This is a genomic window from Flavihumibacter solisilvae, from assembly GCF_000814475.1.
Lineage (GTDB): Bacteria > Bacteroidota > Bacteroidia > Chitinophagales > Chitinophagaceae > Flavihumibacter > Flavihumibacter solisilvae.
Genome location: NZ_JSVC01000034.1, coordinates 12,093 through 24,468, shown reverse-complemented (window position 1 = coordinate 24,468; position 12,376 = coordinate 12,093). Strand labels below are relative to the sequence as shown.

Here is a 12,376-nt window from a genome sequence, read left to right as displayed (position 1 = left end):
TTCAAACATTAATCATGGAAAAAAGACATCCCCTCCCACCATTTACTCTGGAAACCGCAAAAGAGAAAATCCAGTTAGCTGAAGATGCATGGAACAGTTGTGACCCCAAAAGGGTTTCGTTGGCTTATACTATCGACAGTGAATGGCGCAACAGGTCAGCCTTTATAAACGGCAGGGAAGAAATTGTAAAATTCCTGACGGAGAAATGGCAAAAAGAGCTGGATTACAAACTAAAAAAAGAGCTGTGGGCTTTTACGGACAATCGCATTGCTGTACGCTTCGAATATGAATACCGGAATAGTGACGGCGAATGGTTCAGGGCTTACGGTAATGAAAACTGGGAGTTTGATGAAAATGGCTTAATGCAAAGGCGGTACGCCTCTATCAACGACCTGCCTATTTCTGAAACAGAACGGAAATTATAAATATTTTCCGAAATTTATATTGCATATCTGAAAGCTTCTACCGTCAAACAATCTTGTCCCTCACCTAAGCTATCAACCAGCCAGTTTTAGAAGCCAAGCTGAATATGGCGCCTGGAAATGATCGAAAAAAAGTGATGTAAAAGGATACCCCAATTCTTTAACCATTTAACCTTTCGATTATGAAAGCAATTCTACATTCGTGTGTAATAGTCATACTAATGTGCACTACAGCAATTGCAGGCTGTGATAAAGACGACGACGATGCTGCAAATCCATCAAATTCAGCACCGAACAATCCACCTGTTGCCAAGGCCGGAGAGGACAAATCTGCCTGCGAAACAAACTTTACTTTTATAGAACTGGATGGAACAGGATCCACTGATCCTGATAGAAATATTACAAGCTACAGGTGGTCTTTCATTTCCGGGCCTCCCACGTACACATTAACCAATGCAAATGTGGCAACGGCAAAAGTTGAGAACCTCACCACGGGTACCTATGTCTTTGAATTGGTTGTCACGGATGCAGGCGGTTTATCGTCTTCAGACCGGGTAGAAGTAAAAGTAAATAGTGTCAATCCCCAGGAATACGACCTTGACATTAGCTTTACCAGCCTATACAATTATACCAACGACTATGATGATGGCTGGGGTGGTAATTGGGATCTAACGTATGCTGTTGCTACCGGGAGTTTCTCCCTTGGGAACTACACTGTTTCTATTACTGAATCTGCCAATGAAATTGATACGGAATATGATTCCTTTACCTACATAGAAATACTTTTTCCTAATGGCTATTTCAGGGGTGAGTCTACCATAAAATTTAAAAAAATGATCCAGGAAAATGGCGGACCGGTCAAGGGCACATTCAACCTTTACCAATTGTCATGTGACCGTATTGAGTTTATAGGGATCCCTGCTGATCTGCCTCCATTAAAAGTAACCGGCACCCTTAATAAAGCGACCAAGAAAATCAACCTGCGTATAGTTGGAAAAGCAATTTACTGAGCAACTACACGCAACTTCACCTTATGCATTGAATTGCATTGGGTTAAACGTGGAGGTACTACTACGTAAAATCGAGTAATTAAAAAACATCCAATATCCAGCGGATTGATCTACTTTTGGGCCACTAAATTTTCGATCAAAACTTTCACAGATCGTATCTCCGCGAAATATTAACAGGGTTTAATTTCTAAGCCTGACTGTTTTACCCAGATCCTTCTGATAACGCGCCCGCAACGGAGTTCCTGCTCCTTCACTTTCGCAAAAGACAATTCTATTATTCATCATTTAAACCTTCATCAATGAGACAGAAGAGAAATCTATTGCTATTGTTCATTGCAGCGATAGTAATCACGATGGCTGGTTGCGAAAAAGTAAACCTGTATAAGCATCATGGTAAGGGCGGACACTTTGCGGACGTCCTTCCAAATGACGAAATCATTAAATGGAGTAACGTGGCTTTTGACGCTGCGGGTGGTCCTGCGGAAGGACATCCGGCATTGGCTGCACGTATCGCGGCTATGATGCATATAGCCATGCATGATGCGCTGAACGCAATTGTTCCGGTTTACGAACAATATAGTTATCACCAGGAATACGCTTTGGCTAACCCTTTTGCAGCCACCGCCAGTGCTGCCCACACTGTATTAAAGGCATCGTGGCCTGATTATGGTGCAACGCTCGATGCTAAGCTTACCGAATCACTGTCAGGCATTCCTGACGGAACCGCTAAGACGCAGGGCATCGCCCTGGGCATTGCATCCGGGAATGCCATCCTGGAGATGCGTGACGGAGATGGCGCATTTCAGAATCCGTTAGCAGACTGGCCTGCATCCACTGTACCTGGAGTCTACATTGAAGTGCCTCCGTTCGATGTTGTATATGCACCTTTCTGGGGCAGTATACCAGCATTTTCGCTCCAGGCGAATGACCAGTTCCGCTCATCACCTCCTCCTGACCTGGGCAGCCCTCTCTATACGGAGGATTTTGAAGAAGTAAAGGAAGTGGGTATAATCAACAGTACAACCCGTACAGCTGACCAGACTGCTTATGCGCATTGGTGGTTTGAGCTCTCTGATATAGGCTGGAACAGGATTACCAGGATACAGGCAACGGAACATAGTACAGGGTTATACCAGACTGCCCGTTTGTTTGCACTCGTCAATATTGCTATGGCTGATGCCTATATTGCCTGTTGGGAGGCCAAGTATTATTATAATTTCTGGAGACCATATACAGCTATTCGCGCCGCCGCTACCGATGGTAATGATAACACGACACCTGATCCGAACTGGGAACCTTTAATAGCAACACCCCCGGTACCGGATTATCCTTCAGGACATGCCACCGTGGCAAACGCCGCTGCAACGGTATTGACTCATTTTTTTGGAAACCAAAGTCCTTTTTCCATGACAAGTACCACTGCTGTTCCTGAAGGCGCGATAAGAAGTTTTGAAACTTTCAAACAGGCAGCGGATGAAAACGCCGATTCCAGAGTCGTGGTTGGCATCCACTTCCGCTTTGCCTGTGAAGCGGGGCAGGAAATGGGAAATAATGTGGGAAAATGGACAATAAAGAATCATCTGCAACCTGTGCACTAAAATATACACTGAAGCCGAAATGAAGGGGGGGCAAGGGAGGAAAGGCCAGGTACGTATTACCGGGAAAGTTTATTACTGATCAAGTTATAGTTTCCATGAACAACAAAATTTCCTTGCCAATTTCATCTGCATGAGTCTCCAATGCGAAATGACCGGTGTCGAAGAATTTGATGGTTGCGTTGGGAAGGTCCTTTTTATAAGCCTTGGCACCCGCGGGTAAAAAATAGGGATCCTTGTCACCCCAGACCGCCAGGAATGGCGGCTGGTACTGGTTCAGGTAGCGATGAAAAGAAGGATATAACCTGACATTGCTTACATAGTCTTTCAGCAGGTCCAGCTGGATTTCCATATTACCTGGCCGATCAAGGAAATACTGATCCAGCTCGATGCCGTCCGGCGAAATCAATGTCTGGTCGCTTACCCCTTCCCGGTATTGATACGCCGTGAATTCGGCTGTCATGAATTTCCGGAGTTCATCCCGGTTCGCCTCGCTGGGATCATACCAGTATTTCTGAATGGGATTCCAGCCTTCACTTAATCCCTCCTCGTATGCATTTCCATTCTGTGAGATTATCCCAGTAATTCTTCCAGGATTCGCCATCGCCAGCCTTAGGCCGATTGGTGCACCGTAATCGAAGATGTATACCGCAAAACGCTCTATCTGCAGCAAATCAATAAAATGCTGTATAACGGCAGTAATGTTTTCAAAAGTGTAAGCAAAGCTTGCCGGGTCAGGCACACCTGAAAAGCCGAACGCGGGAAGATCAGGGGCTATTACATGATAGTCCTTACCCAGGATGGGCAAAAGGTTCCTGAACATGAAAGATGAACTTGGATACCCGTGCAGTAAAAGAATGTGTGGATTATGCCTCTCTCCTGCCTCCCGGTAGAAAATTTCGGTGCCCAAGGCGGCAACCTTGCGATAATGTATAGCATTCATAAATAATTAATAATTGGTGATAAATCTGGTTAACGCAGATACTTTTTCAACTCAGCGGCTGCATGTAAGATCAGCGAATGGGTCGGAGGAAGATCAGCCATTCCATTCAACATCCCGAAATCATGGATAACGCCATTATAACGTACTGTTGTAACGGGAACGCCAGCCTCATCAAGCTTACGCCCATAAGCTTCACCTTCATCGCGCAGGATATCGTTTTCCGCAACCTGGATAAGTGCCGGGGGAAGTCCTTTCAGTTGTTCAACACTCGCCTGTAACGGTGATGCATAGATTTCCTTCCTCTCCTTTGGATCGGTTGTATACAGGTCATACATCCACTTCATGAGCGGCGTTGTCAGGAAACGTTGCTCGCCATACAGTTTGTACGATTCTGTATTGAACTGTGCATCAACAATGGGCCACATCATGACCTGTAATTTAATCTCCGGACCACCATTGGCTTTTGCCATCAGGGTAGTCACTGCCGTCATATTACCCCCGACACTATTTCCTACTACTGCCAGCCTTTTCCCGTCCACTCCAATTTCATTACCATGTTCCGCCACCCATTTGGTCGCTGCATAGATCTCGTGTACTGCACGGGGATACCGTGCATCAGGCGTTCTTGTATAGTTTACAAACACTGCTGTTAATCCTGATTCAACCACGAGATCACGTACCAGTCGCTTGTGCGTGGGAAAATCTCCCAGCACCCAACCGCCGCCGTGAATGAATACAAAAACAGGCAGGACCTCTTTTGTTCCGGTTGGCTTTACAATGTCCAGCACAATGCTGTAACCATCAGTGTTGATGGTTCTGGTTGAAAAATCAACACCGGACAGGTCGACCTTCACAGCTGACTGGGCATTTTCGAGAACTTTCCTGGCTTCGAGTGGCGGCAGGCTTTCTACCGGCGGACCGCCGGCATTTAGAACCTTTAAAAATTGTTTCGTGCCCACGCTTAAATGGGGATCCGTTGCGTAATTCATTTTCTGAGCTTTTAGTTGAAGTGTTGTACTCGTTAATAAAACCAGGAAGAGTTTCCCGGGAACAAAACTGGATGTGGTCATGGCTGGAGTTTTTACTATTTGAATTTTCTGTCTTTCTCCTGGATAGGAACGTCATTGATGGACGCGTATCTTTTCTTCATTAATCCATTGGGTTCGAACTCCCAGTTCTCATTACCATATGATCGAAACCAGTTGCCCTTTTCATCGTGCCATTCATATTCAAACCGCACTGCTATACGGTTGTCGGTAAATGCCCACAATTCTTTTTTCAGTTTGTAGTCGAGCTCCTTCTTCCATTTAGCTTCCAGGAATTTTGCTGCCGCCTCGCGGCCATTCATAAACTGGTCGCGGTTACGCCATTCGGTGTCTTCGGTGTAAGCAAGGGACACCTTATGCGGGTCTTTGGTGTTCCAGGCATCTTCTGCGAGCTGAACTTTCTGTAGTGCTGTTTCCCTCGTGAACGGGGGGAAAGGTGGTCTTTGTTCCATGTTGTTGTTTTTTATGTTTAGAAAATATTTTTGTTATTCATCCCACCCATAACTTCTCAAGCATTGATTCAGTCAGGTTTTCCATCCTGTGCTTGACGCTGGTGATCAGGAGGCCCCTGATGCCGGAATAGCTTTCTACCAGGTAGATATTCAATCGTGTCACTTGTCTTAGGCCGCACTGGAGCGGGCGTACTTCCAGTATTACAAACTCCGATACATGTACTTTTACAGTTACTGACAGGATATAGTCACCTTCCATTTTGAAATTTTGATGGAATCCCATGGCCCGAAGTGCGGAGAACACAGCGGATGCTTCCTGGTTAAGCTGGTTCATAGAAGTTAATTTTCAATAGTTCAACGTGGTGGACGAGGTAGTAATGCCAAATCCTGTTCCGGAATTGACAACAAACTGAGTAACAAGATTTTGCAGAAACGGGTGTTTGAAAAGAAGGACGGTTTTCCCGGTTAATCGGGAAAACAGGTAGTGGGATTCACGGCTATTCGTGAAAAAGCTTCAGGAAATTTTCCCTTTGATCCCAAGCTTCTTCATTTTGTATTCCAGCGTGGTGGCGGGTATTCCCATGACTTTGGCCGCCCCTTTTTCACCACTGATCCTTCCTGAACAGCTCTTAAGAATGGAAATGATATAGTCGCGTTCCTGTTCTTCCCAGGTTTTAAGCGGCGCTTGTTTGTCAGCGTGAGAGGTTGATAATGGCAGGTGAAAGCTTTGGATTTCCTTCCCCTGGCAAAGGATAACGCTTCGTTCAATGATGTGCTGGAGTTCCCTGATATTTCCAGGCCAATAGTATTGCAGCAATTCCTCACAGGCTGCTGCATTTATGGTTGGGACTTCTTTATGTTGTTTGCTGCAAGCCAGTTGCAGAAAATGCCTGGCCAGCAATATGATATCATCCTGGCGTAGCCGAAGTGGTGGAAGCTCGATGGGAAAAACGTTCAGCCTGTAATACAGGTCGAGCCGAAACCTCGATTCGGCAATTTCCTTTTCCAGGTCCTTATTTGTGGCAGCAACTATTCTTACATTTACTTTGATTGTATTATGGCTTCCTATCCTTTCAATTTCTTTTTCCTGTAGAACACGCAGCAATTTCACCTGCAGCTCGGGTGGCATTTCACCTATTTCATCAAGGAATAAAGTGCCACCATCTGCCAGTTCAAACTTTCCAATCCGGCGTGCCAGCGCCCCGGTAAAAGCACCTTTCTCATGGCCAAATAATTCAGATTCGACGAGGTTGGCGGGTATAGCGGCACAATTGATCTTTATAAAGGGCTGACTGCTTCTTGCCGAATGCTGATGCAGGTAAGCAGCGAATTTTTCTTTGCCGGTCCCGCTTTCACCAATCAGCAGCACTGACGCATCACAGGGAGCTACAAGTGATAATTTATCCAGGGCTTTCATTAAGGCGTCACTTGTGCCAATGATCAGGTCATCATCATGAGCCAGGGGTCGCCTGCTGATTGCTTCATTTTTGGTGTGAATTTGGTTTTCGCCGGTTGGAACTGGATGAAGCATACTTTGGATCTTCCGTTCTACCCGGCCCAACAATTCGAGGTGCTCCTTTTGAAATGCATTTTCTTTCCTGCTGAAACAATATAAGACTGGCTTTTGATCGCTTCCATTATCAAATGGATATACCAGGCCAGAGGAGAAGGAAAACGAATCTGCCAGCAAACGGAACAATGGTTGATTTTTAGTGATGGTTTCCATTGTTTCGCCGGAATAGATCGCAGGCCTTTTTAAAAACTGCAACTGTAGTTTGATCGAATCATCGATGGGCAAGGCCTGCCGGCTAATATTCCTCAGTTCAGTCGGGCCAATCTCCTGGTACTCTTTGAAACCGATCCTCAGTAACCCTTTCCCATGCTGCGATTGAACGTTTGACGGAGACTCTATTGCAAAATAATCAAAAGGGATATGTGCCTGTAGCGAACTGGCTATACGGTGGATTTTGTCCTCCTCACCTGCAGATATATGATCCAGCTCGTTAGCCAGTACTTTCTCCCGGAACAGTTGTGACTCGAGGCTGTGATCATGATGATATTGCGCAATATCCAACGCTACCAAAACATCCTTTTCCCTGAAAGGTTTGACAAGAAAACCGTAAGGATGTGTTTTTTTTGCTGCTTCGAGCACATCTGCATTGGTATTGGCAGACAGGTAAATAAAGGGAATATGATTTTCCCTGAGGTACCTGGCAAGGTCTATCCCTGTCTTTGGCCCTTTCAGGAAGATATCCACTATTACCAGTTGCGGGGTGTGCTTCTTAATTGACTGTAATGCTTCATAGACAGATTGCGCAGGTTCACAGACCGGGTATCCCGCATTTTCCAGGATGATCTTGAGGTTAAGTGCTTCAATAAACTGGTCTTCAACGATCAGAATTTTCCCCCGCATATTCTTTGATATTGAGCATTTCAGGATTAGGTGAAAATTGAAGCGAGATGCTGGTACCATGGCCGGGACTCGCAACTACTTCGAGTTCAGTACCGATCTCCCTGGCCAGTCCTGCCATTAACTGGAATCCCAAAGTGTTGGTATGTGTAGTTTCGTTCCCGTAGGGCATACCACACCCATTATCACTTACTGATAACATATACGTTTCGATATTATCCTTGAAACGAATTTCAATAACACCGGTGCGGCTACCAGGGAAGGCATACTTGATCGCGTTGGTAACTGCTTCGTTAATGATCAATCCAACAGGCACTGCCAGGGCTACATTAAGCGTGGCTTTATCGAGGTCCAGGTCAAACCCGATCTTTCCTTTTACCCCGTAAACTTCCCGCAGGTGATCTACCAGTTCATAAATGTAAGCGGGCATATAGGTTTCTGCACTGCCTTCCGTTTGATATAACTTCTGATGGATAAGCGACATGGCAGTGATCCTGTTCTGGCTGCTGCGAAGGGTTTCTTTCATGTCTTTGTGCTGCAGATGGGCGATCTGGGCATTCAGTAATCCAATAACGGTCTGGAGGTTATTCTTAACGCGGTGATGGATTTCCTTCATAAGCCACTCTTTTTCGCCCACCAGTCTTTGCAGTGTTTGATTTTTCCGGTTAATTTCCTGTTGCTGACTTTCCAGTTGAAGATTGCTGCGCTGCTTAAGCCGGTACCGGTTATATGCAATGATGAGCAGCAGCAGCAAGGCGATGGAAATAAAAATGATCATGTTCCTGATAAGTCTTTCCTGGCTGATGATCTTCTGCTGCGATTGGCTCTGCTGTGTGAGCAGTTGGATATTTGCCTGGCGCGACTGCAGCTCCATATCTTTCTTGCCGGTCTCATATTCGATTTTAAGTTGTTCTACCAGGTTATTTTTTTGAGAATTATACAGCGAGTCAGAGATGATCTTGTACTGTTGGAAATGACGAACGGCCGATGCAAGTTGTCCGCTCATTGAATCCACTATGAACGACCACAAATGGTATTGCCTGTCAGCAATTGCGGAAGGTGAGGTCTTTCGCATTTCGTAATAAGAACTGAGATGCTGGTAGGCTTTGGATAATTGATCTGTTGCAATTAAATATTTAATAATGGGGCCTTCTAATGCCCGGCGTGTGGGATCCGTTGGCGATAATTCGGTTAGGGCTTTGCTGAGAAGATTATAATAACGTGTTGCCGAATCCGGCTGGTTCACCAGGATATAACTACTCATATAAAGCCGGTTTATCATTGAATTGGGAGGGCGTGGGTAAGTTTTAGTGATTTTATTGATGAGGTCCAGGGTCTCCCTGCCCCTGTTCATAAGGACGTAGTTAATCCCAATGTTAGTGGCCAGGATATAAATTGAAACTGTGTCGCTGTTATGAATGGCAATGGCCAGGGATTTTTGAAAATATTCATCGGCCTTTTCAAATTGATCCAGTCCCAGGTAGGTAGTTCCCAGGCGATTGTAAAGGGTGCCCAATTGACTGGAGTCCTGCTGAACTTCCGCAGTTTTAACGGCAAGTAAACCGTAGCGGATACCCTCAAGTGAGTTACCGTTCGAAGTGTAGTGGTCACCCAACAGGTCATATGTTCCCTGCAGGTCAAATCCTTTGAATGGCTGACCTAATTCCAGTGCTTTGTGAAGTTGGGAGATGGCGCTTGCATAGTCGTACTTCATACCATAAAGCTCACCGATGACTTTGTAAGCATCGGCGGCGTTCAGGGTATCACGGGACAAAAGGAAATATTCCCGGGCATTTTCATAATACACGATCTTTTGGGGAAGTTCTTTGGCATCAAACGCATTATAGTATTGAGCGATCTCAATGTAAGCATGTGCGATTTTGTTGACGGCATGGGTTTTGGTAAAGATTGCGAGTGCCGAGTCGGCAAATGGTTTCCCGGATTGGGATTGTTTTAGTTCGCGTAAGGCCTGCGAGTGCAGCAGGTGTGCTGCCCCCAGTTGGTTCCGATCGCCGCTGAGTTTAGCCTGTTCCTCAGCTTTTACCAGGAGTGTGATACTGCTGTCCAGGTCTTTAGGCTCTTCGCCTTTTTTGAATATAAGTGTTTTGGCGTTTTGCAACAGTTTGTCAATTAGTGCAGGATCTGAGTTTCCTTGTTGTGCACATAATCTGGTTGCATAAACGGAAAGCAGGAATAGTATAGTGATGGCAGTCCGCATACCGTGGTTAGGAGCCAGCCTTACTACAATTTAGGAAGATTTTTGCCATTTCACCTGGCACATTTATACCCGGTAAAAACGCCCTTTTTGGCATATATCATTGTTTTATTTTCTTCATGTCAACAGATCAGGATCATACTGCCAGCTCCAGCAACCCGGCTTCCGAATCCCAGGAGACGAAAGAAATAATAACTGAACAAATCCAATACAGTTGGCAAGTTATGATCCTGCCCTGCTAGTTCCCCTGTATAACAAACTATTCATTTTAAGGCGAATTTTGGAATTCAACAAATCAGAGCTCGCTGAGATCAGGACGAAAGCCTTATCAACTATGGCTTACTTAAAGTATGAATACAGGTTGAAATAAAGCGTTTCAACATTCTCGTATTGAACGGTACATTCCAGGAGTGGCAAACGGATTATTCCGCCTTTTAATCGGATTATTCCCTTTTTTTATCGGATTATGAAATAGCGCCTGGAAATCATTTTCCTTTTGCATATCATTGTCCTGGATGGAAGCCTTCACAAAGCCGTGAAAGAGCCGTCTATAAGAATAAACGGAGCATAAAAAAAGCATCCGAAAAGTATCTCGGAAGCATGTTGGAAGCATCCTGGAAGCCAGAAACAAGCGTCCCAGAAGCATGCCGGAAGCCACAGAAATGCATGAACGACATACACAGGGATGCGTGAACGACACGTTTTTTTCAATTAATTCAATACATACCGCACCTGGAATACGCCGGTTCTTTTCCCAGGTTGCTTACACCATGTGAACCTGGCCTGAGTGCTGGGAAAGAGCCGGGAGAGTGCCGGGAGAGCCAGAGAAAAGCGCAACAAACGTGCTGGAAAAGTGCTGGAAAAGTGCTACTGAGCAGGGAGGATTTGCGGAGAATAACCATAGCTCGCCCGGAGAAAATGGCGTGAATAACATTCCCTGGGTGGCATGAATGACTGAAGTGATAACCAGGAATTCGCCGCCAACCCCTAACCAGTAGATGAACCTTTCATAAAGCAATGAAGAAGCTTAGAAGAGCAGTCAAAAGTGCTTCCGACATATGTCAGACACCAGTAAACGACTAGTGAAACCTTAGTGCCGACACTAGTGATTCACCAGTGACTTAGTAGTGAAATTTGCATGAATGGCTACCTGTATATACCCGAATGACCATAATCTGCAGTCCATACGGCCGGTGGCCCAGCCTATCGACCTCCTGCACACAACCGACAAAAAGCGCCGCCATGCCCATTTTAAGCCTCGTGGTTGCCCTCGGACCGCGCAAATGAGCCAAGGGCCACGTCAACCCGAAAACGCCAGATTTCGGCTATACTATAGCGAAAATGGAAGGTTACATACTGGCCTGCACAACGTGCCTCGGTTTAATGACCAGTTTGTATATTGCCGGTTATGTTAGACGACAACTTTGCACATTTGAAACGCTCTGCCATTGTCCTACGGCCAAAGCAACCTTTCAAAGACTGGGTTGTGGCGGGCGCCCCTGGACTGGATCTCAAGGACGACGACATGGAAACTAACGTTTATCTGGCTCCTGCCTACGGAAACAAGGCAGAAATGGAAAAATGGCTGAAGAAGAACTTCTTCGAGTTATTCGAAGAAGAGTTATTCGACTGGATCATCGACGAAACGATGTGGCCCAAAAAGAGAACATTCAAAATGTTTTGCGATTGGTTCGACTATTCACTTTACCCGATCATCTTAGACACCCAGAAGGGATGGATTGAAAAAACCTGAAATACCGTTAAAACACGGTTGCGTAAAATCGAGCCCCTTTTTACCTTGTGCTCATGACAACACCGCTCCCACCAATACTCCAGTTTGTGCTTGACGCCCAGGTATTTAACCTGTCCAAGCTGGACCACTTCTGTGCCTTCCCGAAAGGCGCCATCAGCAGGGCAATCAAAGGAACAAAACCACTGAGCGACAGGCAGCTGCACAAACTCACCAGCGTGTTTCGGATCACTAAAATTGGCCCACAGTCGGTAGTCGACCAGCAATTGCAGGAACTGCTGGCACGGGAGTAGACGCAGCACTCAGGGCCTTCCCGCCATGCTGCACTTCCCCAACAAGCCATAGTAACCGTCTCGGGGTTCGAATACTTCGAGTAGCGAGAAAAGGTAATGACCAATTCTGCCATATCCCGCGCCCATTATTCCGGACTTTGGTACGATTCTGACAAAAATTTCTAAGTGACAGGATGTATAGCCAACTTTGCTCCTCCCATCTCAAAACCTCCGTCTCCAAAAAAACCCCCGGAATTCAAA

11 protein-coding genes are annotated in these 12,376 nt (G+C 45.7%); 5 read left to right on the top strand and 6 right to left on the bottom strand.

From position 1 onward, the window contains the following. Positions 1-14 precede the first annotated feature (14 nt). From OI18_RS21830 to OI18_RS21820, 3 genes are all read left to right on the top strand, one after another. Positions 15-425 carry a nuclear transport factor 2 family protein gene (locus OI18_RS21830; RefSeq protein ID WP_039144026.1) on the top strand — a complete coding sequence of 137 codons (411 nt, stop codon included), beginning with the start codon at positions 15-17 and terminating at the stop codon, positions 423-425. A 179-nt stretch (positions 426-604) separates the two neighbouring features. Continuing rightward, on the top strand, positions 605-1,432 hold the full coding sequence (locus OI18_RS21825; protein ID WP_152616926.1) for a PKD domain-containing protein: 828 nt from the start codon (positions 605-607) through the stop codon (positions 1,430-1,432). Positions 1,433-1,731: 299 nt separating this feature from the next. Next, complete coding sequence (locus tag OI18_RS21820; RefSeq protein WP_039144024.1) at positions 1,732-3,030, top strand: vanadium-dependent haloperoxidase; 1,299 nt, start codon at positions 1,732-1,734, stop codon at positions 3,028-3,030. Positions 3,031-3,109: 79 nt separating this feature from the next. On the opposite strand, the gene OI18_RS21815 is transcribed toward OI18_RS21820, so the two are convergent. From OI18_RS21815 to OI18_RS21790, 6 genes are all read right to left on the bottom strand, one after another. Continuing rightward, a complete protein-coding gene (locus OI18_RS21815; protein WP_052273479.1) occupies positions 3,110-3,970 on the bottom strand; it encodes an alpha/beta fold hydrolase in 861 nt (286 codons plus the stop codon). A 29-nt stretch (positions 3,971-3,999) separates the two neighbouring features. Then, a complete protein-coding gene (locus OI18_RS21810) occupies positions 4,000-5,040 on the bottom strand; it encodes an alpha/beta hydrolase (RefSeq protein WP_082038087.1) in 1,041 nt (346 codons plus the stop codon). A 14-nt stretch (positions 5,041-5,054) separates the two neighbouring features. Further along, positions 5,055-5,468, bottom strand: coding sequence for a nuclear transport factor 2 family protein (locus OI18_RS21805; protein WP_039144022.1), 414 nt, complete (start codon positions 5,466-5,468; stop codon positions 5,055-5,057). 37 nt (positions 5,469-5,505) lie between these two features. After that, a complete protein-coding gene (locus tag OI18_RS21800) occupies positions 5,506-5,802 on the bottom strand; it encodes a hypothetical protein (RefSeq protein ID WP_039144020.1) in 297 nt (98 codons plus the stop codon). Between the two features lie 180 nt (positions 5,803-5,982). Next, a complete protein-coding gene (locus tag OI18_RS25150; protein ID WP_039144018.1) occupies positions 5,983-7,881 on the bottom strand; it encodes a sigma 54-interacting response regulator in 1,899 nt (632 codons plus the stop codon). Then, entirely contained in the window at positions 7,856-10,096 is a 2,241-nt protein-coding gene (locus OI18_RS21790; RefSeq protein ID WP_039144016.1) for a tetratricopeptide repeat-containing sensor histidine kinase, read from the bottom strand. The genes OI18_RS25150 and OI18_RS21790 overlap by 26 nt, the downstream gene beginning before the upstream one ends. Positions 10,097-11,501: 1,405 nt before the next feature. Here OI18_RS21790 and OI18_RS24050 point away from each other — a divergent pair. Together OI18_RS24050 and OI18_RS21780 are read left to right on the top strand one after the other, a co-directional pair. Continuing rightward, the gene (locus OI18_RS24050) at positions 11,502-11,846 is read left to right on the top strand and encodes a hypothetical protein (RefSeq protein WP_052273478.1); all 345 of its coding nucleotides are present in this window, start codon (positions 11,502-11,504) and stop codon (positions 11,844-11,846) included. 53 nt (positions 11,847-11,899) lie between these two features. Continuing rightward, the gene (locus OI18_RS21780; RefSeq protein ID WP_039144014.1) at positions 11,900-12,136 is read left to right on the top strand and encodes a hypothetical protein; all 237 of its coding nucleotides are present in this window, start codon (positions 11,900-11,902) and stop codon (positions 12,134-12,136) included. Positions 12,137-12,376 lie beyond the last annotated feature (240 nt).